Source organism: Sorangium sp. So ce1036, from assembly GCF_051369805.1.
GTDB classification, from domain to species: Bacteria; Myxococcota_A; Polyangia; order Polyangiales; family Polyangiaceae; genus Sorangium; species Sorangium cellulosum_F.
In genome coordinates, this window is record NZ_JBBMOX010000002.1 from 491,252 (window position 1) to 513,639 (window position 22,388).

Annotated in this window: 14 protein-coding genes; 4 read left to right on the forward strand and 10 right to left on the reverse strand. The window is 74.2% G+C overall.

Features of this window, described 5'->3' with window-relative positions:
- The first annotated feature begins 11 nt into the window (after positions 1 to 11).
- Positions 12 to 872, forward strand: coding sequence for an HAD family hydrolase (locus WMF31_RS38920; protein WP_436606943.1), 861 nt, complete (start codon positions 12 to 14; stop codon positions 870 to 872).
- A gap of 306 nt (positions 873 to 1,178) precedes the next feature.
- Here the strand turns inward: WMF31_RS38920 and WMF31_RS38925 are convergent, their stop codons facing one another.
- Complete coding sequence (locus tag WMF31_RS38925; protein WP_436606944.1) at positions 1,179 to 1,802, reverse strand: hypothetical protein; 624 nt, start codon at positions 1,800 to 1,802, stop codon at positions 1,179 to 1,181.
- 345 nt (positions 1,803 to 2,147) lie between these two features.
- Between WMF31_RS38925 and WMF31_RS38930 the strand changes: the two genes are divergently transcribed.
- Positions 2,148 to 3,623 (forward strand): outer membrane protein assembly factor BamB family protein, encoded by a 1,476-nt coding sequence (locus WMF31_RS38930; RefSeq protein ID WP_436606945.1) that lies wholly within the window; start codon positions 2,148 to 2,150, stop codon positions 3,621 to 3,623.
- Positions 3,624 to 3,645: 22 nt separating this feature from the next.
- On the opposite strand, the gene WMF31_RS38935 is transcribed toward WMF31_RS38930, so the two are convergent.
- The 6 genes from WMF31_RS38935 to WMF31_RS38960 all read right to left on the reverse strand — a co-directional run bounded on the left by WMF31_RS38935 (position 3,646) and on the right by WMF31_RS38960 (position 15,515).
- Positions 3,646 to 4,077, reverse strand: a complete 432-nt coding sequence (locus tag WMF31_RS38935) for a hypothetical protein (protein ID WP_436606946.1) — start codon at positions 4,075 to 4,077, stop codon at positions 3,646 to 3,648.
- 214 nt (positions 4,078 to 4,291) lie between these two features.
- Complete coding sequence (locus WMF31_RS38940; protein ID WP_436606947.1) at positions 4,292 to 6,724, reverse strand: diguanylate cyclase; 2,433 nt, start codon at positions 6,722 to 6,724, stop codon at positions 4,292 to 4,294.
- A gap of 276 nt (positions 6,725 to 7,000) precedes the next feature.
- On the reverse strand, positions 7,001 to 7,861 hold the full coding sequence (locus WMF31_RS38945; RefSeq protein WP_436606948.1) for a CPBP family intramembrane glutamic endopeptidase: 861 nt from the start codon (positions 7,859 to 7,861) through the stop codon (positions 7,001 to 7,003).
- 30 nt (positions 7,862 to 7,891) lie between these two features.
- Positions 7,892 to 10,420 (reverse strand): PAS domain S-box protein, encoded by a 2,529-nt coding sequence (locus WMF31_RS38950; protein ID WP_436606949.1) that lies wholly within the window; start codon positions 10,418 to 10,420, stop codon positions 7,892 to 7,894.
- A gap of 305 nt (positions 10,421 to 10,725) precedes the next feature.
- Positions 10,726 to 13,002 (reverse strand): hypothetical protein, encoded by a 2,277-nt coding sequence (locus tag WMF31_RS38955; RefSeq protein ID WP_436606950.1) that lies wholly within the window; start codon positions 13,000 to 13,002, stop codon positions 10,726 to 10,728.
- Positions 13,003 to 13,217: 215 nt separating this feature from the next.
- Complete coding sequence (locus WMF31_RS38960; protein ID WP_436606951.1) at positions 13,218 to 15,515, reverse strand: hypothetical protein; 2,298 nt, start codon at positions 15,513 to 15,515, stop codon at positions 13,218 to 13,220.
- Positions 15,516 to 15,925: 410 nt separating this feature from the next.
- Here WMF31_RS38960 and WMF31_RS38965 point away from each other — a divergent pair, with 410 nt between their 5' ends.
- Positions 15,926 to 17,509 (forward strand): ATP-binding protein, encoded by a 1,584-nt coding sequence (locus WMF31_RS38965; protein ID WP_436606952.1) that lies wholly within the window; start codon positions 15,926 to 15,928, stop codon positions 17,507 to 17,509.
- 33 nt (positions 17,510 to 17,542) lie between these two features.
- On the opposite strand, the gene WMF31_RS38970 is transcribed toward WMF31_RS38965, so the two are convergent.
- The 3 genes from WMF31_RS38970 to WMF31_RS38980 form a co-directional block, all read right to left on the reverse strand.
- Positions 17,543 to 18,673, reverse strand: coding sequence for a pirin family protein (locus tag WMF31_RS38970; protein WP_436606953.1), 1,131 nt, complete (start codon positions 18,671 to 18,673; stop codon positions 17,543 to 17,545).
- A 322-nt stretch (positions 18,674 to 18,995) separates the two neighbouring features.
- Positions 18,996 to 21,002, reverse strand: coding sequence for an amylo-alpha-1,6-glucosidase (locus WMF31_RS38975; RefSeq protein ID WP_436606954.1), 2,007 nt, complete (start codon positions 21,000 to 21,002; stop codon positions 18,996 to 18,998).
- A gap of 132 nt (positions 21,003 to 21,134) precedes the next feature.
- Positions 21,135 to 21,401 (reverse strand): hypothetical protein, encoded by a 267-nt coding sequence (locus WMF31_RS38980; RefSeq protein WP_436606955.1) that lies wholly within the window; start codon positions 21,399 to 21,401, stop codon positions 21,135 to 21,137.
- 310 nt (positions 21,402 to 21,711) lie between these two features.
- On the opposite strand from WMF31_RS38980, the gene WMF31_RS38985 reads away from it, so the two are divergent.
- Positions 21,712 to 22,119 (forward strand): hypothetical protein, encoded by a 408-nt coding sequence (locus WMF31_RS38985; protein WP_436606956.1) that lies wholly within the window; start codon positions 21,712 to 21,714, stop codon positions 22,117 to 22,119.
- Positions 22,120 to 22,388 lie beyond the last annotated feature (269 nt).

Below are 22,388 nucleotides of genomic sequence, written 5' to 3' on the forward strand. Positions count from 1 at the left end.
GGGGATCGCACATGATACCAGGGAATTTTCGCGGTGTTGCATTCGATCTGGACGGGACGCTGCTGCGCTCGGATCATACCATCTCCGCCGAGATGCTGTCGCTCTGCTCGGCGCTGGTCGAGCAGGAGATCCTCGTGACGCTGGTCAGCTCGCGGCCGCCGCGCTCCGTGGAGCAGTTCGCCCGCCGCATGCGACTTCGAGGTGCGTGGGCGGCGCTGAACGGCGCCATCATCTACGGGTCCACCGGCGCGATCCTCGATCGCTCGCCGCTCCCGGAGGAGACGGTCGAGCGCGTCATCTCGAAGTATCGGCATGACGCCAGGGTCAGCTTGAACCTCTACTCGGGGTTCGACTGGATCGTCCAGACTGTGGACCGGCGTGTCGGGGAAGAGGCCGAAATCATCGGCTTCTCGCCCACTGTCGATCCAGGCTTCGCGAACGGCCGCGCCGCCGAGAAGATCCTCCTGATCACGGACCCGGAGACCAGGGACAACACCTGGCTCGCTCAGGAGCTCTCGGCGCTCGGCGACAGCGTTGCGGTCGCGCGCTCCAAACCGAACTACATCGAGATCACGCGCAGCAAGATCGACAAGGGGCACGCGCTGACGGTCATTGCCGCCTCCCGGGGGCTATCCGCGCGGGCGATGGTCGCTGCCGGCGACGGCGAGAACGACATCCCCATGCTGAAGGCCTCCGGTCTCCCGATCGCGATGGGTCACGGCCTGCAAGCGGTCAAGGAGGCGGCCGCGCTGGTCGTCGGCAGCAACGACGACAACTCGCTCACCTGGGCCATCGGGAATGCCTTCGGCATCGACATCGGCGTCAAGCCAGGGCTGAGCGCGGGAGCGTCGCGTCCGCTCGAGCACGGTTGAACGCGGCAGCACCCTCGCGTCCGCGGATCGCGCGTCTCGTCCGAGCCGCCCGCCCCCCCGGTGCCTCCTCACGCGCCCCCTCCGATCAGGCCGATATTGGGGGGGTGGATGGCACGACGCTCTGCCCCGCCCAGCGCTGGGCGTCCACATCCTTGGAGAGGAGCCAGCGCGCGAACGGCACCTCACCCACGCGCGCCGTGATGACGACGGGCTGCGCAAGCGTGGACGCGCTGCTCGGGACCAGGAGGTTGCCGACGCCGTTCGCCGCGCAGCCCAGCGAGGCGCGCTGAGCGCTTCGCTCCAGCGCTAACCGCCGCCGCCCGCGCCGCCCTCGCCCCAGGAGCCGCCGCCTGCGCCACCCGCGCCGTAGTAGTCGTCCGGATCTTCATGGACGTCGATGCCGATGTTCAGCTTGCCGTTGAGCCACAGAGCCCTGTCCCCGATACCAAACTGATACTGAGCCCACGTCGTCGATCGCGGCGAGACATAGACATAGATCTGCTGCGAGGAGAGCAGCGTGGCCTCCACGTTCGTCACCGTGTCGCCTTCGATCTTCTCGAAGCTCCAGCCGGGGAGCAGCGTGACGTAGTAACCGCCCTGCTCCAGATCGACGGTGATGGAGCTCGCGCCTGGATCGTAATCCTCGGTATTCACCGTCGACACATAGTAGCCGCCCCCGCCGGTGGTGGCGCCGGAGGTGGCGAATCCCCCCGCGCCGTAATCCCAGTAGTAGTAGTTGCCCTGGATCTCGAACGTCGCGTTGCGAAGCTGATAGCGCGCTCCGGAAGACCCATTGGCCGAGAGCGGCAAGCTGAGCGATCCGAGCTCTGCTTCGTGATCGTCAGCGTGCGAGCTGCAACCGACGAGCCCGACCGCGAACACCAGGCCGGCTGCCGCCAGCGACCCAAGGCCCTTGAAAGCGTTGATCATTGGTCTCTCCTCCCAAGCTACGGCTCGGCACCGGAGGCCGCGTTTGCCCTGACCTGTCCCCGGTCCCGCTGGACAGCGCCAGAGAGCAATCGTCAGGCCAAGTGCGAACCCCCCCTGCTGGCGCCCAGCTCGGCGGCAACCCAGCGACATGGCGCAGCGGGGTTCGGCGAGTTTGTGCCAGAATGGGGCGCGAACGTGTGCCGTAGCGCCCCGTCTTCGTGGTCGGCGTGGTCCTGCGATCGCGCCGGGCACAGGCCGGTACATCGCTGCGGCGCCCGCTCGCTCGCAGGCGCGCGCTTGCTCGGCCACGACGGGCCGCGCTACGACGCCCGCAGGAGACCTCCCGTGCGATCCCCGCGCTCGCCCCGCGCCTCCGCCCGCGTCCGCGCGCTCCTCGTCGCGTCGGGCGTGGCGCTCGCGACGCTGGGCGCTGCCTGCGGCGGCGGGCAGACGCACGGCGAGGCGTTCGACCCGCGCTGGAAGGATGACGGCGGCGCGGGCATCACCGCCTTCGCGCAGCGGCTCGCCGCGCAGCAGCTCGCCGGAAGGCCCATCCCGCTCGGCGCCGACGTGGCGGTCGGCGTCGCGGGCGACGGCGCGCGCAGGCTCGTGGGCGTGCCGCTCGACGGCGGCCCGGCGTGGACCTTCGCGCACCCGCTCGACGCGCGCCCCGCCGTCGCCGGGAGCGTCGTCGTCGGGCTCGGTCAGGGCGAGCTCTTCGCGCTCGACGCGCGCACCGGCCGGCTGCTCTGGACGCGGAACGCCGGCGGCAGGCTCCGCGGCGCGGGCGACGACGGCGAGACCACCGTGGTGTCGCTCGTCTCGACCACGGGCAGCACGAGCGTGGTGCTGGCCATCGGCCACGACGGGATGGTGCAGCGCCAGATCGAGGACGACGCCGCCATCGGCGTCCCGGCCGTGGTGGGGCGCCACGCGCTCCTGCCCTGGCACGGGCGGTACGTCACGGTGTTCGACCTGCAGACGGGCGGCGAGGTGGCGCGGGGGGTCTTCCAGGCGCCGGTGAGCCACGCCTTTCTGAGCGGCGGCGCCGTCTTCTTCGGCGGCGCGTCGGCGGCCACGCGGCTCGACGGGGCGATCGGCCTCGGCGCCGCGGGGCGCGCGTCGACCGTGGCGCTGCCGGAGCGCGGGCTGCCCGGGGCGCCGGTCTGGATGGCCGACGGCACCGAGGTGCTCCCGCCGGTCGCCTCGGCGTCGGACAGGGCGCGGCTCTATGCGCGCCCGCGGGCCCGAGGCGCGGCCGGGGTCGAGGGCGGGCGGTTCGCGGCGACCTACCTCCGGATCGCGGCCGGCTTCGACGCGCGCTCGGGCGCGCTCGCGTGGGTCCACGTCGCGGACGCCGACCTCCTCGGCGGGGCCGCGTACGCCGGGGGGTTCGCGCTGTGCGACGCGCGCGGCGAGGTGACGCTGCTCGACGCGCGGCGCGGGACCGTGGCGCGGCGCGCTTCGCTCGGCCAGCCGGTCGCGGCGTGCGTGGTGCAGGCGGACGGCCTCACCGCGGCGCAGCTCCCCGGGGCGCCGGCCGGGGCGTCGCCCGGCGGCGAGCCGAGCGCGTCGCGCGCCGGGCGGCTCGCGGCGCAGATCGAGCGCGCCGTGACCCTGCCGCAGCCGGAGCTCCTCCCCATGCAGCGGTTCCTGCTCCGCGAGCTCGCCGCCCTGCCGGGCGAGGGCGCCACGAGGGCGCTCCGCGACCTGGCGAGCGACGCCGCGACCCCGCCGCCGCTCGCCGAGGACGCGCGCGACGCGCTCGTCGCGCGGCTCCACCGGGGCGGCGGCATCCCCGAGGCGACCCCATCGCCCTGAACCGGCCGCCGCCGCAGCGCCCTCAGCGCGGCTTGTCGTCGTCGTCCGGCGGGTCCACCGCGATGCGGAGCCCGGGCTCTCCCGCCGCCGGCCCGGCCGGCGGCGGCGCGCCGTCGTGGCCCTCGCGGCCCGCGTGATCCTCGCTGCCGGCAGGGCCATCCCCGCCAGGATCCTCCCTGCCGGTGAGCCCCTCGCCCCGGGCCTCGCGCTCCTCCGGCGTGAGGCCGGAGCGCGGCGCCGGCGCGCTCCCCTTGCTCAGCTCGGCGCCGAGCCGGCTCATCACGTTCGTCGTCGCGCGCACGAGCTCGCGGCCCGCGTCGTCGATCACCTTGCCCACGCTCGTGCGATCGAGGTCCCGGCGCAGCTCTCCGGCCGTCTTGCGGGCCGCGCGCCACAGCAGGCTCAGCCCCTGCTTGAGGTCCTCCTTCGGGTCGCGATCGGGCTCCGAGCTCATCGCCCTTCTATGTGCCCACCCGGGGGGCGCCGCAAGCGCACCCGCGGCCTCGGAGGGGGTCGCGTACGGGGGGGCTCACCGGAGGGGCTGGAGCGCAGGCGGGCCACGAGAGGGGCCCGCCGGAGCGCAGGCCCCGGAGGTGAGCCCCCCCGTACGCGACCCCCTCCGAGGCCGCCCCCGCCGTCGTCCATGCCGTCCATGCCGTCGTCTCGCTTCACGCCGCCGTCTTCGGCTTGCTCCGGGGCTCGCCCTTCGGCGGCGTGCTCCGCAGGCCCGGCGCCTCCGGCCCCGCCTTGGGCGGCGCGCTCCGCGGGGCGGGCGCCTCCGCCCCCGCCCTCGGCGCCCGGACCGAGGCGCGCTTGCCGGACGCTCCGCCGTCGTGACCGCCGCCCGCCGGCGGCAGCGCCGCGCCGGGAGGCGCGCTGCCGCCCGCACCCCGGCGCGGCGCCTCCGCCTCGTGCCTCGCCGGCGCGCCCGCCTCGCCGGCCGGCGCCGGCGGGTGCCCGCTGCCGGACCGGATCGACGCCGACCACGCCGTCGAGCGGTTCCGGCCCGAGCGCTTCGAGACGTAGAGCGCCTCGTCCGCCGCCTTGAAGAGCTCCTCCCACGTGCCGCCGGCCTCGGGGTACGTGGCCACGCCGATCGAGCAGGTCACCTGGAGCTGCGCCGGGCCGCTCGAGCCCGCCGCGTGGAACGTCGTCCGGCCGAGCTCCTCGCGCACGCGCTCGGCGAGCAGCATCGCGCCGCGCGCGTCCGTCTCCTCGCAGATGACCACGAACTCCTCGCCGCCGAAGCGCGCGACCGCGTCCGTCGTGCGCTTCGCCCGCCGGAGCACGTCGCCCAGGCCCTTGATGATCACGTCGCCCACGTCGTGGCCGTAGGTGTCGTTGACCTTCTTGAAATGGTCGATGTCCGTGACGAGCACCGACAGCCGCCGCGAGAAGCGCCGCGCGGCCGTGATCTTCTGCTCCGCCACCTCGATCATCGCGCGCTTGTTGAGCAGCCCGGTGAGCCCGTCCATCGTCGCGAGCTCCTCGAGGCGCCGCATCATCCGCGCGTTCGAGAGCGACACGGCCATGTGGCTGGCCAGGACCTCCAGCGTGCTGCGCACCGAGTCCGTGAACGCCGCGCGCCGCCGCGAGCCGAGGACGAGCGTGCCGAGCGGCCGGTCGTGCACGAGCAGCGGCAGCACGATGATCGACGGCATCGGCGGCGGCGTCACCCGGCGGGTGAAGACGACCTGCCGCTTCTCGTCGTACTCGCCGCGGTAGGGGAGGGGGTGGCGGTTCTGCAGCACCATCGAGACGAGCCCGGCGTTGTGGCGGAACCTCTGCCCGGTCAGCTCGGCGCCGCCGTCGCCGCTCACGGCGCGGATCTCGTGCACCTTCTGCGCCTCGTCGTACAGCGTGACCGCGGCGAAATCGACGGACGTGATCTCGCGCGCGCTCGTGACGCCCGCCTCGATGACGCCCGCCTCCGTGGTGGCGGCGCCGAGCGCCTCCGCGGCGCGGTAGAGCTTGCCCTGCTCCACCTTGGCGCGCTCGAGCTGCACGAACACGCGCTCGTTCTGGATGGCGCGCACGGCGTAGCGGGACGCCTCGTCGATGAGCTCGAGCTCCCGCGGCGAGAACGGCCGGTCCTCGACCCGATCGACGACGAGCACGCCGCGGAGCTGGCCGTGCTCGAACACCGGCAGCGCGCACACGGCGCGCACCGGCGACGGGCCGACGTAGTACGGGAGCTTGTAGCCGGGCTTGAGGCCCGCGATGACGACCGGCGCGCGCTGCGTGATCGCCGCGCCGAAGACGCCGTCGCCCGAGAGGAACGGGCCCTCGGAGAGGTTCGGGGCGTCGCTCGCGAGCTCGCTGATGCGCAGGTGCGTGCCGGCGTCGTTCTGCCAGAGGAGCACGGCGGTGTAGAGCTCCAGCGACTCGCGCAGGAGGCGCAGCGCGAACAGCACCGACTGGTGGATCTCCTCGACGCCGGAGCGGGCGAGCCGCTCGTCGTCGCCCTTCGGGGAGGCGGCGCCGCGGGCCTGGGCCGGGGCGGCGAGCAGGCGGTAGCTGCGCGCGTCGTCGCGGAGCCGCTCGATCTCGGCCTGCAGGCGGGTGCGGGAGGCCTTGCGGACGCGGCCGATCTCGGCGCGGAGGATGGCCGCGTTCAGCACCGAGAAGACCGCCATGAAGCCGAGGTGCTGCGCGGCGGCGCCCCACGCGATCGGGGCGCCGCGCGCGGCCGCGGCCGAGCGGATCGCGATCTCGAGGGCGGCGGCGGCGAGGGCCACGAGGACCGACGCGCCGGGGCGGGCGAACGCGCTCACGAGGGCGATGACCACGTAGAGCGCGGCGTGGGCGTCGCCGTCGAGCGAGCCGTCGACGCGGAGGATGGCGGCGAACGTGGCGACGATCAGGAGGGCGCCGACCTCGAGGTCGAGCAGCGCGCTCGCCTCGATGGCCGCGGCGCGGCGCCGCGCCCTGTGGACGAGCAGCGCGAGCAGCGCGAGCAGCGCCGCCCCCGCGGCGACGTCCGGGAGCCGCTCGGCCGCGTCGAGGACCACGAGCCCCCCGAGGGCCAGCGCGCAGGCGAGCGGCGCCGCATTGCGCGCGATGCGGCGGGCGGTGAGCACGGCGAGCACCAGGTTGGCCATGGGCTCGCATGCCGCTACCAGAGGTCGATCCTCCGGGCCCAGTTCTCTGCCGGGCGCGACCGTCCGACGGCCTGGATCCGGCCGGGGTGGAGGGGGACTGCGGGGGGCTCACCTCCGGGGCTTGCGTTCCGGCGAGCCCCTGTCGTGGCTCGCCTGCACTCCAGCCCCTCCGGTGAGCCCCCCGCAGTCCCCCTCCACCCCGGCCGGAGCGACGCGGGTGGGAGGTGGGGATGTAGGCGTTGGGGGGCGCGGGGAGGATGCCCCTCGTGGAGTGCGTCAGTTGAGGCCGACGGCGACGCTGGTGAGGCCGACCGTGACGTGGACGGCGGTGACGCCGACGAGGGTGCGGCGGCGCGCGTAGAAGAGGCCGAAGAGGACGCTCGCGGCGAAGGTGATGAGCGCGAAGCCCGGCGAGACGTACAGGTGGAAGACGCCGAAGAGCACCGACGTGATCACGATGGGCGAGAGCCGCCCGGCGTCGGGCAGGAGCCGCTCGAGCGACGTCTGGATCACGCCGCGCGCGATGAGCTCCTGGAGCAGGCAGTGCGGCCCGTAGCTCGCGAGGAAGATCGCGAACTCGAGGCGGGAGTAGCCCGCGACCGACCCCCAGACCAGCCACGGTTCGCCGCGGAGCGCGGGGCCCGCGCGGAGCGCGAGGCCCGCCGCGAAGGCGACGGCGGTGACGACGAGCGCCTCGCGGAGGCTCTGCCTCGCGCCCGAGAGCGTCACGCCGAGCTCGGCGAGCGGGAGCGGTTGCCGCCGGACGAACCACCCGATCGGGGCGAGGAGCAGCAGCAGCAGGCCCCACGAAGACGCCATCTGGAGCAGCGGCGGCAGGTCCGCGCGGAGGACGTCCCGGACGAGCTGCGCGACGGCGAAGAGGGCGAGGAGGACGAGGAAGAGCGCCGCGAGCTCCCGGCGCAGGCGCTGGGCCTCGCGCCCCTCGCGGCGCAGGCGCTCGATCTCGCGGCGGAGCAGCTCGAGCTCGGCGTCGCCCGCCGCGGGCAGGCCCGCGCGCTCGCCCGACGGGGCGCGCCGATCCGGCGGCGAGGGGAGCGCAGCGGAGGCCGCGGGGGCGGCGAGGAGGAGGTCGTGAGGCGCATCGGACGGCCCGGAGGAAGGTTCGATCAAGCGCATCGGACGGCTGCCGTTGTAGCAGCCGGCGTGTCACGGAGGGCACGAGGGCCCGCCCGCGCCCCCGTCGCCGCGGGCGCGGGGGAGGGGGGACCCGAGCGGCCCGGGATCCGGCGCGGACCTGGTCGAGGCGACGGCGCGGGGCAGATCGACGGTGAAGGTCGAGCCGCGCCCCGGCGCGCTCTGCACCGTGATGCTGCCCCCGTGCTGATCGACGATGCGCCGCACGATCCAGAGCCCGAGGCCGAACCCGCCGTAGTGCATGACCGAGGCCGCGCGCTGGAACCGCTCGAAGATGCGCGCCTGATCGCCGGGCGCGATGCCGATGCCGCGGTCCTCCACCGCGAACCGGACCCGCTCCGCGTCCGCCTCGACGCGCACGTCGACGGGGGCGCCGGCGCCGTACTTCACGGCGTTCGACAGGAGGTTCGTGATCACCTGCTCCACGCGGGAGCGATCCGCGCGCACGCGGACCTCCGGGCAGCCCAGGAGCCGGACGGACGTGCCCGGGTGCGACTCCTCGAACCGCTCGATGTCCTCCCGGAGCAGCGCGACGAGATCGAAGTCCTCGACGTGCAGCGGCAGGCCCCGCGCGGAGATCCGCGACACGTCGAGCAGCTCATCGATGAGATCGCGCAGCCTGAGGACGCTCCGGTGGATGGTCGAGAGCTTGGCGTCGAGCCGCGCCTTGCTCGGCGCCGCGTGGCCGGGCTGGACCATCCGGCGCAGGCTCTCGACCTGGAGGAGGAGCGGGGTGAGCGGCGTCCGGAGCTCGTGCGACGCGAGGGAGAGGAACTCGTCGCGCACCTGGACCGCCTCCTTGAGGCTCCGGAGCAGCCGCTCGCGCTCCTGCTCCAGCCTGAGCCGCTCGGTCTCGTCGCGGGTGTTCATCACCACGCCGGCGGGCAAGCCGTCCGCGTGGCGCAGCGGGGACGCGTTCGCGGACAGGACGCGGATCGAGCCGTCGGGCCGCCGGACCCGCCAGCGGGCGTTCTCCACCTTCTCCCCGCGCAGGGCGCGGTGCAGCGGCGTCTGCTCCGCCGGCACCGGCGCGCCGTCCGGCGCGAGGAAGGCCGTCGTGCGCGTCCACGCGTCGACCGTGAGCCCCGTGGCCGGCCCGAGCTGCTGCTCGGCCTCGGGGTTCATCAGGTGGACGACGCCGTGCTCGTCCACCATCACGATCCCGTCGCCGCACTGCCCGACGAGGCGCCGCAGCACGGCGTGCTTGGCGGCGCGCTTGGCCTCGCTCCGCTGGAGCGCGTCCTCGGCGCGCTTGCGCTCGATCCCCTGCGCGATGGTGTCGGCGATCGCGGCCAGCACGTCGAGCACCTCCTCGCGCAGGGGCCTCCGCGCGAACATCGCCATGACCCCGACGAGCCGGTCCTCGATGAGCAGGGGGTACCCGGCGAAGGCCACCATCCCCTCGCGCCGCGCCCACTCCTTGTCGCTCACCTGCGGGTCGCTCAGGACGTCGTTGGTCAGGTGCGGCCGGTGCTCCTTCGCGATGCGGCCGATCTTGTAGTGGCCCACGGGGACGCGGCTGTGGCCCCCGTGGAGGTGCGTGTACATCCCGGCGCTGGCGCCGAGCTCCAGCACCTGCTCGCGCTCGTCGAGCAGCCAGATGCGGGTGAACGCGGCGTCGAGGTTCCCCTGGATCGCCTCGGCGCAGCGCTGCGCGATCTCCCGCATCGTCCCGGGCCGGGAGAGCGCCGCGGCCACCTCTGCCCGGAGCGCGCCCGTGAGCGCCTGCGTCGCGAGCAGCTGCTCGCTCCGTCGTCGCTCCGTGATGTCGACGAACGTCACGATGGCGCCGGCCAGCCCTCCCCCGTCTCGGATCGGGCGGGACCAGTACTCGACGGGGAGGCTCGTCCCGTCCGCGCGCCACAGGAGGTCGCTGTCGACGTGCGCGACCTCCTCCTCGCTCCGGAGCGCGCGGTGGATCCGGCAGCGCGACTCCGGCAGCGCCGTCCCGTCGGCGCGCGTGTGGTGGATGAGCTGGTGCATGTTGCGCCCGACGAGCTCCGTCGCGCTCCCGTAGCCGAGCAGCCGCGCGCAGGCCCGGTTGGCGAACGTGCACCGCCCCGCGCGATCGATCCCGTAGATGCCCTGCTCGGTCGACTCGAGGAGCGCCTGCGCGCGCGCCTCGGCCTCGCGGAGCGCGTCCTCCGCGCGCCTGGCCCGCGTCACGTCCGTGGAGACGCCGCGGGCGACGGGCAGCCCGCCGCGGCCCTGCTGCCGGGCGATCTCGCTGTGGAGCCACACCGCGCGGCCGTCGGCGGCGAGCAAGCGGTGCTCGATGTGCTCCGTCGACCCCTCCGCGAGGACCCTGCGCAGCAGGGCGAGCAGCCGCGGCCGATCCTCGGGGTGCTGTTGCCTCAGGAAGAGCCCGTCGTCGGCCGCCCAGCGCTCGGCGGGGTGTCCGAAGAGCTCCGCCGCCGGGGCCTGCGCCGCGCGCAGATCCAGCGCGTCGCCCTGCACCTCCCAGACGAGCGCCTGCAGCGCGGCGGGGAGCGCTGGACCCTCCAGGCCTGAGCTCGAGCGCTCCGGCGTTGTTTCCTTCATTCTGCGATTTCGAGCCTGGCGGGCACTCTCGTGACAGCGCACCGACTAGACTAGCATGTGTGCGCCAGGGGCCCTGTCGTTCCCAACCCTGCTCAGGCCGTCTCCGGCGCGCGGGGCGAGGCAGAACGAGCTTTATTTCCCGATACGCGCCCGCGCTTCAAGCACAGGGGCGCCCTCGACCACAACGTCGATGAGACAGACTGGCTCTGCGTCGATGGGACAGACCGGCTCTGCCGTATCGATACGGGCGCAGAGCGCCCAGGCGCGGCGCGCCTCGCCCGACGCGCCGCCGTCGCGCCGCGCGCCTACGGCCCGAGGTCGCACAGGACCGCGGTGTTCCTCAGGCTGGCCAGGCTGGTTTCGTCGCGCAGCAGCCCCAGGAAGGCCGTGGTGGCGACCCAGCGGCCGTCGCTCCAGATCCGGGGAGGGATGTCCAGCTGGCCGTTGGTCGCGAAATGCCTCCAGTCCTGGTCGAGGGTCCAGGCCGCGCCGTCGGTTCGGCCGAGGTTCGGGCCGCGCAGGCCCGTCTCCGGGTCGTGGGCGAAGAGGCTCGCGACGAGCCGCCCAGGGGTGCCTGCGAGGTCTGCCACGCCCCCGGGGGGCAGGAGGCGAAGCGCCCAGCCGAGATCGTCGCGCGCGTGGTACGTGGTCCCGCCTTCCTGCCTGTCCCACAGGTAAGCTTGCGGCGTTTCCGGAGGACCGATCGGCGCGAGGTCCGTTCCCGTCACGGGAGGCTCGGACCACGCGGCGCCGTCCCACTCCACGAACGCGGGCCCCGGGCGATCGTCCAGGCGATCTCTCTCGCACCGCGCGACCAGGTGGCGCGCGCCCGCGAGCGCGATGCGCGCCATGAACGCGTCCCTGCCGTTGCACGGCGATTGGCCCACCCTGGCCCACGCGCTGCCGTCCCAGCGATAGAGCGTGTTCTCCAGCGCGACATAGACGTCCGAGGACGAGCGCCCCGCGACGTTGGAGGTCACCCAGGCCGGGAGCGTCAGGTCGCGCGTCCAGGTCGCGCCGTCGTGGCGGTAGAGCGAGGTCGTGCCGGCGTCGATCGAGACCACGAAGAGCGTGCCGTCCGGCGCCTGCCACGCCTCGCGGCCCCGGATCTCCTCGGCGCCGGCGACCGGCGTCCACGAGAGGCGGTCGGCGGAGAGGCGCGCGACGCCGTCGCCGATGGCGTAGAGCTCGTCCGCCGAGCGGCCCGCGAACGTCCTCCACGTGGGCGCGGGCGACTCCACGAGCGATGTCCAGCCGGTCGGATCGAGCCGCAGGATCTGCCCCCTGCCCACGCCGGCGTAGACGACGCCCGAGCGGTCGACCGTGAGGGCAGGGAAGGTGTTCAACCTGGTCTCCGGATCCGGGAAGGCGGGTGTCGCGACCCACGCGCCGTCGATCCGGAGGAAGACCCGGGTGCTCCGCACGTCCGGCGTCCCCGTGAAGCACAGCGCCGCGAGCGCCAGCGTCCCGCCCTCGCCCTCGAGGCTGGTGTAGGTGTCGACGAGGCGATCGTCGCCGCAGTCCAGATCGGGCTGCAGGACGAGCGAGTCACCCGAGATCAGGTAGAGGTGCTCGCCGCTGGAGACGAACACCTCGGTCCCGTTGCCCGCGATCGCCTGGTATCGCTGCGGCGCCGGGCCGACGAGCTCTCGCCAGCGGGAGCCGTCCCAGCGCCGGACGCCGGAGCCGTGGGCCTCGTAGAGGTGCGTCGGGTCGCCCCAGAGCGCGGACGCGTGCCCGGCGCCCGCGGGGAGGATGTTGCGCCATCCGGTCGACGGGTCGTAGAGATAGATTGCCCCGTCGGATGAGGTGATCGCCAGCGTCCCGCCGACGCTGAAGGCGCCACTGGGGCCGTTCGTGAGCTCCGGCGTCGCGATGGCGTACCAGATCCCGCCGCGCCGGTACGGGAGCGCGGTCGTGCTGTTGACGAGGAGCGCAACCCAGTCCGACCCGGCGACGACGCCGCGGGGCGATAGCTCCCGCCCGAAGCCTGTCATCGTCCAGCCGCAGGGCGTGAGGTGCATGAGATGGGAGGAGCTGAGGTATTCGCCGTCGGCGATCCACAGCCCTTCATCCGAGACGGCTGGTCTCGAGTACCTGTAAGCGGGAGGCACCTGCGACCAGCCGGTGCACGCGCCCGCGCGCCAGGGCGGGCGCTGCTCGTAGGGAGCGCCAGGCGGGAAGACCCACGGGGTGCCGCCGGCGGGCGGCGTCGGATCGGCGGCGGGCGCGTTCACGACACACCCTTTTGCGTCGCCGCCACCCCCACCCTCGCCGGGGCCGCCAGCGCCGCCGCCGCCAGCGCCGCCGCCGCCAGCGCCGCCGCCGCCAGCGCCGCCGCCGCCCCCTGCATTGCCGCCGCCGCCATTGCCGCCGCCGCCAGCGCCGCCGCCGCCATTGCCGCCGCCCCCTGCGTTGGCGCCGCCGCTCCCGGCGTGGCCGCGCCCCCCGGCGTCCAGCGGCGGCACATCGTCGCCGCCCGCCGGTGGCGAGGAGCACGCCGAGGAGGCCAGGACCGTGATGAGCGCGTGCAGCAAGGCTGGCGCCCGGCGGGCGTGAGGAAGCAGGGGGCGATTCGTCATCGGGACATCCTCCGGTATCGATCGTGCTGCTCGCCCACCGCTACTGCGGGAAGTCGGGCCGAGAGGCGAGCCGCCATGGCGCCAAGGGCGCCGAGAAACCAGGGAAGTGGAAGGGGAAAATGGAGGGACAACCCTTCTTCTCTCTTCTTGGCTCTTGGCGTCGTTGGCGCCATGGCGGTTCTTCTGCTGATCCGGGGCAACTTCCCGCAGTGGTGCTACGGACCGAGATCGCACAGCACGATCGTGTTCCAGGGACCGCCGGACAAATCCAGCTCTCCCAGGCCGACCGTGGTGGCTACCCAGCGACCGTCGCTCCAGATCCGGCGAGGAAATGTGACGTCGTTGGCGGTCGCGAAATGCATCCAGTCGTGGTTGTGAGTCCAGGTCGTGCCGTCCGTTCGGCTGAGGCTCTGGCGGAACGGCTCCAGGCCGTAGAACGAGGCGCTCGCGACGAGCCGCCCGGGCGTGCCCACGAGATCGGCGACGGTCGTCACCGGCGGCAAGGCGCTGATCCACCAGCCGATCTCGTCGCGCATGCGGTACGCGCCCCCGCCCCCGCGGCTGTCCAGCACGCCGGCTTGCGGCGCGTCGGGCGGGCCGATCTGCGCGAGGAGGTCTCCGGTCGCGGGGGGCTCGGACCACGCGGCGCCGTCCCATTCCACGAACGCGGGGCCCCGGGTGGTATCCGTTCGGTCCTTGTCGCACCGCGCGACCAGGACGCGCGAGCCCGCGACCGCGATGCGCGCCATGACGGCGGACCTGCCGTTGCACGGCGAGGTGCCCACCGCGGTCCACGCGGCGCCGTCCCAGCGATGGAGCGTGTTCCCCAGCGCGACGTAGACGTCCGAGGACGAGCGCCCCACGACATTGGAGCTCGCCGTGGCCGGGATCGACAGATCGCGCGTCCAGGTCGCGCCGTCGTGACGGAACAGCGAGGTCGTGCCGGCGTCGGCCGAGACGACGAAGAGCGTGCCGTCCGGCGCCTGCCACGCCTCACGGCCCCGGATCTCCTCGGCGCCGGCGACCGGCGTCCACGCGAGGCCGTCCGCGGAGAGGCGCGTGATGCCGTCTCCGATGCCATAGAGCTCGGCCGTCGAGCGCCCCGCGAACGTCTTCCACGTCGGCGCGGGCGACTCCACGAGGGAGGTCCAGCCGGTCGTATCGAGCCGCAGGATCTGCCCCTCGCCCACGCTGGCGTAGACGACCCCCGACCGGTCGACCTGGAGGGCCGGAGCGTAAAATGAGCCCTTCACCGTCGCGTGCGGCGCCGGGAGCGGGGGCAGCGCGACCCACGCGCCGCCGATCCGGCTGAACAGCTCGACGTTCCACGCGCCCGACGCCCCCGTGGTGCACAGCGCCGCGACGACCAGCGTCCCGCCCTCGGCCGCGAGGCGCGGGTGATAGGCGGCGAGGGCGCCATTGGCGCAACTCATCGAGGGCTGCAACACCAGCGAGCCGTCAGAGACCTTGTAAAGCTCGTGCTCGCTGGTGGCGAACACCTCGGTCCCGTTCCCGGCGATCGCGAAATATGGCTGTGGCGCCGGGCCGGCGAGCTCGTGCCAGCGGGAGCCATCCCAGTGTCGGATCCCGCTGTCGTGGGCCTCGAAGAGGTGGGTCGAGTCACCCCAGAGCGCGCGCGTGGTGCCGGTGCCCGCCTGGCGGATGCCGCGCCATCCGGCCGACGGATCGTACAGCCGAATCCCCCCGTCGTATGAGACGAGCGCCAGCGACTCACCGACTCTGTAGAGCGTGATGGAGAGCGTGAGCTCCGGTAAGGCGATATTGTACCAGGTCCCTCCGCGGCGGTACGGGATGCGGGCGCTCGTGCCGGTGTCGAGCGCCACCCAGTCTTTCCCGGCGACGACGCGGTGGAGGCTCGACCCCGGTCTGAAGCCCGTCATCGTCCAGCCACAGCGCGTGCGGTGCATGAGGTGCGACGAGGTGTATGAGGTGCTGCCGGCGGCCCAGAGCCCCTCGTCCGAGATGGCCAGCGAGCGGTATTCGTACGCCGGAGGCACCTGCGACCAGCCGGTGCACGAGCCCGCGCGCCAGGGCGGGCGTTGCTCGTGGGGGGCATCAGGCGGGATCTCCAGCAGGGTCCCGCCGGCGGGGGGCCCTGGGTCCGCCGGCGCTTCCACGACACAGCCCTCGTCTCCGCCGGGGCCGCCGCCGCCCATGCCGCCGCCGCCGCCCATGCCGCCGCCGCCGCCCTCGCCCCCGCCGCCCGGGTCCGTTCCGCCGTCCGGGGCCGTTGACGAGCCGCCCGCGCCCCCAGCGCCGGCGGGGCCGGGTGGGGTGACGTTCCCCGTATCGCCGGGGTCGGGTGGGGTGTTGTCCCCCGCATCCACGCCGGGATCGGGCGGCGCCGCGTCGGCACCGCCGTCGTCCAGCACAGTTCCGCCGCTCCCGCCCGCCGGGGGCGGGGCGCACGCCGCTGCAACCAGGGCTGTGGCCAGCGCGTGCAGCAGGGCGGACGGTCGGCGGGAGAGCGGGCCCAGGGAGCGTGTCGTCATCGAGAGAGGCTCCGGCAGCGATCGATCGTACCTAGGCGCAGGCCGCTCCGCTGCGTGGGTGCGGCCGCGTCGCACGTCCATGCGATGCGGTCGCCTCGCGCTTCATTCAGGGGTCGTTCAGGAGGGCCAGCATGCGACGCCCAAGAGGCGCCGGTTCCGCTCCTGTGCCGCGGCCGCGCCTCGCGGGCGGCCGGCGCGCCTCGCCCCGAGCGGCGCGCGATGGGGCGGCCGGCGCGCCTCGCCCCGAGCGGCGCGCGATGAGGCGGCCGGCGCGCACGGCGAGGCCCCAGGCCGGCCCTCGGCCGACGCTTTGCCGCGGGCGCGCGGCCCGCTATCAGAGAGGGCGCTCCTCCGAGCCAGCACGCTTCCGGCAGCGGACGGCCGCGCGCTTTCGGCAGCGGACGGCCGGCGTGCCGGGCGAGGATGGGCGACAGGGGGCAGACGACACCGTGCGGCTCGGGATCCGGCTTCAGCTCTTGTTCGCGCTCGGCGCGCTGCTCGTGCTGGCGTTCGTGCCGCTCTTCTTCGCCGTGGCGAGCCTCACGCGGGCCACCCTGGGCGGCGCGCGCGCCTCGAGCGCCCGCGCGCTCGGCCGCGCGATCGCCGGGCACGTCGTCGCGGCGCGGGCGACCCGATCGGCGCCGGAGCTGCCGTTGCTGCTCGAGGCCCAGCTCGGCCCGGACGGGGCCTCGGCCATCGGCGTCTACGACGCGACCGGGGCGCTCCTCGACCGCGCCGGCGAGCCGGACGTCGCGGCGGCGCTGCCCGCCTCGGTCGAGGCCGGCGCCGAGGCGACGAGGCCGGTGCGCACGGCGCGCGGGGGCGCCATCCTGGTGATCGTCCCGGAGCACGCCCGCGCCCCCGCCGCGGCACCTCCCGGGCGCGCGCCCGCGGTGGGCTCGGTCGCGGTGCTGGTGCCGACCGACCCGTCCACGGTCCCGGCCGCGCCGCTCGTGCGCATCGTGGCGCTCTACACCGGGGTCGTGGCGCTCGCGCTGCTCGTGTTCGCGTACTTCTCGATGACCCGCCTCGTGGTGCGGCCCATCGACGCGCTGTCGCAGGCCGCGCGCCGCGTGGCCGGCGGGGCGCGGGACCTCGAGGTGCCGCGCGCCGGCGCCCGGGAGCTCGCCGAGCTCGGGGCGAGCCTCGCGCTCATGACCGGCCGCCTCCGCGCCGACGAGGAGTCGCTGCGGGCGAAGATCGCCGAGGTCGAGCGCTACGCGACGGACCTGAAGAGCGCGCAGGAGCGGCTCGTCCGCTCGGAGCGGCTCGCCTCGGTGGGGCGGCTCGCGGCGGGGCTCGCGCACGAGATCGGCAACCCGATCGCCGCGGTCCTCGGCTTCCAGGAGCTGCTGCTCGCGGGCGGGCTCACGAAGGCCGAGGAGCGCGACTTCCTCGAGCGGATGAAGCGCGAGACGGAGCGCATCCACAAGATCCTGCGCGACCTGCTCGATTTCGCGCGGCCCGCGGCGCGCGGCGCGCGGGCGCCGGGGGGCGCGGGGCAGGAGCCCACCGGGTCGGTCGCGGAGGCGCTCGAGGACGTCGTCTCGCTCGTGGCGCCGCAGAAGGTGTTCCGCGGGGTCGAGCTCGCGCGGGACGTCGCGCCCGACGTGCCGCCCGTGCCGCTGTCGCACGAGCGGCTCGTGCAGGTGCTCCTGAACCTGCTCCTGAACGCGGCCGACGCGGTGCCGCGCGCCGGGGGGCGCATCACGGTGCGCGCGGCGCGCGGCGCGGGCGGGGGCGCGCGGATCGAGGTCGAGGACAACGGCCCGGGGATCGCGGAGGAGGTGCGCGACACGCTGTTCGAGCCGTTCATCACGACCAAGGAGGTCGGCGAGGGGACGGGGCTCGGGCTCGCGGTGTGCCGGGGGCTCGTCGAGGCGGCGGGGGGCTCGATCGGGGTCGAGCGAGGCGCCGACGGCGGGGCGCGGTTCGTGGTGCTGCTGCCGGGCGCGGAGACCGCGGCGGGCGGCGGGGCCAAGGCGGCGCCCTGATGCGCGGGGAAAGGGTCGGCGCGCCCGCGCGGGTCAGCCCGCCCTGTCGATCCGCCCGTCCGGATACCGCGCGAAGCGGCCGTCCTCGCGGCCGTGGACCGGACCGTCGCTCGGCCAGGGCCATCCGCCGAAGCCGGTCCGCCGGTAATCGGCGTACGCCTGCTGGACCTCCGCCGCAGAGGTCATCACGAACGGGCCGTGCTGCGCGACGGGCTCGCCGATGGGCCGGCCCTGGAGGAGCAGGATCTCGGCCTCGTCGGCGCCGTTCTCGAGCAGCGCCGCGGCGCCATCGCGGAGCACGATCCGGTGCGCCGCGGGGACGGAGCGCGCCCCGACCCGGAGCTGGCTGCCGCGGAAGAAGTAGAGCGCGCGGTTCGCGCCGGGCGAGGCGGCCGGCAGCGTGAACCGCGCGCCCGGCGCCATCTTGAGCGTCCAGATCGCGACGTCGCTCTCGGCGCGCGCCGCCCACGACCGCGGCGGCGGGGCCGGGGGGCGGAGGTCGCCGAACGCGCCCGCGACGACCGTGAGCTCGGTGCCTCTCCCGGCCGCGTCGCGCGCGCGCTGCTTCGGGATCGTGCGCTCCCACATCATCACGAAGTGGGGATCGGCGAGCTTGTCCGCGCGCGGGAGGTTGAGCCAGATCTGGAAGAGCTCGAGCGGGTTGGGCCCGCCGCGGTCGAGGAGCGGGAACATCTCCGCGTGGACGACCCCGCGCCCGGCCGTGAGCCACTGGACGTCGCCGCGGCCGTACCGCGCGGCCGCGCCGAGCGAGTCGGCGTGATCGACGAGCCCGCGGCGCACGAGCGTCACCGTCTCGAAGCCGCGGTGCGGGTGCTGCGGGAAGCCGGGGATCACGTCGCCGTGGTACATGCGCCAGCCGTCCTTCCCGGCGAAATCGCGCCCGATGGCGCGGCCGGCGAGCGAGGCGGCCGGCCCCAGCCGCTCGTTGCCGGCCGGGTACGCGTCGTCGTGGTGGACGCAGAACAGGAAGGGATCGAGGGTCTCCCAGGGAAACCCGAGCGGCGCGACGTCGCGGACGACGTCCTCCAGGGCGAGCGCAGCCTCGTCGCTGCGGGTGGGCGAGGGCTCGGCGCGGCTGCAAGCGGCCATGACGGGCGCCGCGGCGAGGGCACCGAGGGCGGTACGGCGGTCCATGGTGGCCATCGTAGGGCGCCCCGGCGGCCGAGAGAACCGGGCAGGCGCGGAGAGCCGAGCGGGCGCGCGTTCTCCGGGAGGCGTGCCGTCTGGCAGGCGCACCTCCCGACATGGCGTCGAGCCTCGCGGAGGTGGGAGGTGATGGAAGAGCGCCGCGACGGGCGGCTCTCGCCGGCGCGCGGGCGCTCTGAAACGCCTTGATCCGCGTCCTCACCGTGACGTTGCCCTGCTGCTCGAAGTAGCCGTCGTCGCGCCGCAGATCGCCGGTGTCCGGCTGCGGCGCGCTTCCTTGCCCTGGATCACCTCGTGATCTCCTCGTCGCGTCGTCGGGTCAAGCGCGCTCCCGGACGGTAGGCGCCGCCCGGTCGAGGAGCGTGAAGGCGCGGAGCGCCTCGCCGACACTCCACGCCTGGGCGATGCAGCCGCGCGGCGCGAAGGGGGCGTCACCATCGAAGATCTCGCTGATCGAGCCGAGGCCGGCGGCGCCGAGGTGGTCGCCCAGCGGCGCGAGCAGCCGGCGGGCCGCGTCGGGATCGCGGTAGACGCGGAGGTGCGCCTCGATGAACGGGCCGATGAGCCAGGCCCACACCGCGCCCTGGTGGTACGCGGCGTCGCGGCGCGCCTGATCGCCGCCGTAGGACCCGTGATAGGCCGGCTCCGACGGGGCGAGCGAGCGCAGCCCGTACGAGGTCAGGAGCGCCCGCGCGCACGCGTCGACCACGGCGCGCTGTCGCTCGGGGGAGAGCGGGCTCTCGGGGAGCGACACGGCGAAGATCTGGTTCGGCCGGAGCGCCGCCTCGGCGCCGGCGGGCCCGTCGAGGACATCGTAGCAGTAGCCCGCGGCGGCGTTCCAGAAGCGCTCGAAGGACGCGAGGGCCTTCGCCGCCATCCCCTGATACGGCTCGGCCGGCTCGCCGAGGCGGGCGGCGAAGGCGACCATCGCCCGCAGCGCGTTGTACCAGAGGGCGTTGATCTCGACCGGCTTGCCGATGCGCGGCGTGATCACGCGATCGCCGACCTTGGCGTCCATCCAGGTGAGCTGCACGCCGTCCTGCCCACCGCGGAGCAGGCCGTCGCCCGCGTCGACCTGGATCCCGTAGCGCGTGCCTCGAACGTGCCAGTCGACGATCTCCCGCAGCACCGGGAACAGATCGCGCAGGAGCCCGTCGTCGCCGGTCGCCTCGTGACAGGCGCGGACGGCCTGGAAGTACCAGAGGGTGGCGTCCATGGTGTTGTATTCGGGGAGCGCGGCGGCGTCGGGGAACCGGTTTGGCAGCATCCCCCGATCCACGAACGCGGCGAACGTGCGGAGGATCGGCGCGGCGATGCTCGCCTGTCCGGTCGAGAGCGCGAGGCCGGGGAGGCTGATCATCGTGTCGCGGCCCCAGTCCTCGAACCACGGGTACCCGGCGATGACGCTCTTGCCGGGGCTGCCGCCGGGGGTCTGCGCGCGGTCCACGACGAACTGGTCGGCCGCGAGGACGAGCTGCGAGACCCAGCCGGGGGCGGCGGCCGCGCCCGGCGGCCTCGCTTCGCTCCACGCCGCGAGGAGGGCTCGATCGCGCGCGCGGCGGCGCGGGAGCGACTCCGGATCCACGGCGGTGACGCCATCTCCGGCGGCGGCGAGGAACACCGCCGTCTCGCCGGGCAGGAGGGTCGCCTCGAAGGTCGCGACGTGGACATGGTCGTCGCGGTCGAGGAGCCCGCGCGCCGTCTCGGCCGGGAGCGCGAACCCGCGGTAGAGCTCCGACGCGGGGGTGGCCGCGCCGCCCTCCAGCTTGAGGAACAGCGGCAGCGCGTCGCCGCCCGTGACGACGCGGACGCCGCCCGAGGCGGCGCTGACCGCGGTCGGCCACGCGACGGTGCCGGTGTCGTGGAAGGCGCGGTTGTTGGCGATGGCGCGCGCGGTGAAGCGCAGCGGCTCGCGGGCCTGGAGCGCGGTGTAGGCGACGTAGGTGACGTTCTGGCCGTGCTCCATCCAGACGCGCTTTTCGAGCAGCGCGTCGGCGCAGGCGTAGCGCCAGCACGGGATCGAGCCCTCGAGCGCGAAGTGCTCGAGGTGGACGAAGCCGCGCGGCGCGACGGCGCCGCTCGCCCAGCGGTTGCTCGCGAGGTCCCAGGCCGCGCCGCGGTACGTGACCGCCTCGTCGAGCTTGACCAGCATCAGCCGCCGGTCGACGGGCGGCCGGAGGGCGGCGACGAGGAGCCCGTGGTAGCCGCGCGTGAGCGAGCCGGCCACCGTCCCGGAGCCATAGCCGCCGATGCCGTTGGTGACGAGCCACTCGCGGCCCTCGGCGAGCCCCAGGTCGCCGCAGATCTCCCTCCCCATCCCGATCATGCGCTGCTCCTCCGGGTCCTGTCGCCGACCAGAGCCACTCGACGCGACCCTCGCCATCGCCGAGGGTCCCTCCGTCGGCCTCGCTCTCGGCCGATCCCTCCCGACACCACCTCGATCCGCCCCCCAGCCGCCCTACCTCCGCGCGTTCGGGTCCTCGGGGAACGGCGACCGGTTGTCGTTCGACGACGCCGCGAAGAAGCTGGCGAGACAGGGCTCATGGCCGGAGATCGACCGGTGGGTCCCCGTCTCCGCCGCCACCACAAGCACCCGCTTGCCGGCCCGGCCTGGCTCGTTGGCGACGATCGCGCCGGCAATGCCGGTGCCCACGGCATCGTAGCCGTCATCGGCGGCCGCCGTCCTGGCGTCCGTCTGCAGCGCCGCGTCGAGTCTGAACAGCACGTCGCGCTCTCCCAATGTATTGGATGTCCCCTTGACGTCCTAAATCAGAAGCCATCGGTCGCTGTCAAGATCTTCCTTGTATCGGTCTCGTGACACGGGGATCGACGCTGCTGCCGCGATGATGAGCGCGGGTGGATGCACCATTGAGGCGCACCCCGGCGTCTGCGCGTGGATGCAGCGCGTCCGGTCCGCCTGTCAGCAAGTGGAGAATGAATTCCACCTCCAAAAAATCATTATCGAGGAGTTCCAGAGAGGTGGCGGCCATGCCGAGGGTGGCTTCGAAGCGCGCCGCGCCCCGGCGCGGGCCTCGATGGTCAGCTACCTGAGCGTCATCGACGCAGAGCGGGTGGTGAGCTCTGATGGGTTCGAGCTCCGCGACGCTGTCGAGCAGCACCTCCCGATAGATCTCTCGTGCGCGGAGCCTCTCGAGATCGAGGCCACGACCTCGGTGTTCGAGGACCTCGAGCTCGCGCAGATCGATCCGGACATGTGCGGCGAGCGGGTCGATCTCGACGGCGACGGCGATCTCGAGCGCTCCTGCGTCGTCGAGCGCGGCGAGCACGTCGCCGGAAACACCTGCACGTTCGTCGTCGATGGCTCCACGCTCGAGACGCTCGACGGCGAGCGCCGCCCCGTGATCTTCGGCGGCACGATCACGACCCGCGGTAGCGGCGATGGGCTCACGTACGAGATCGCCGTCGACCGGTTCTCCCGCTAGGTCTCTTCGCGCTGCGTCTCCCGAAGGGGGGCATTCTTCTCGTCGTCCTCCCCCCGGGCCGACGAGCCCGATGGAGAGAGCCTCCCCAGGAGTCGCGCCGCGGCCGAAGGGCCGCGCGCGTCGAGCTCGGGCACCGCCGCAGCGGCGCGTCGAGAGGCGGGCGGTGGTACGCCGGCAGCCGGAAGCCGAGCCAGGCCGTGAGCTCGCCGGGCGGGGACGCTCCGGAGCGCACCCCGTTCGCTTGATCCCTGGGCATTTTTTTCTGGATT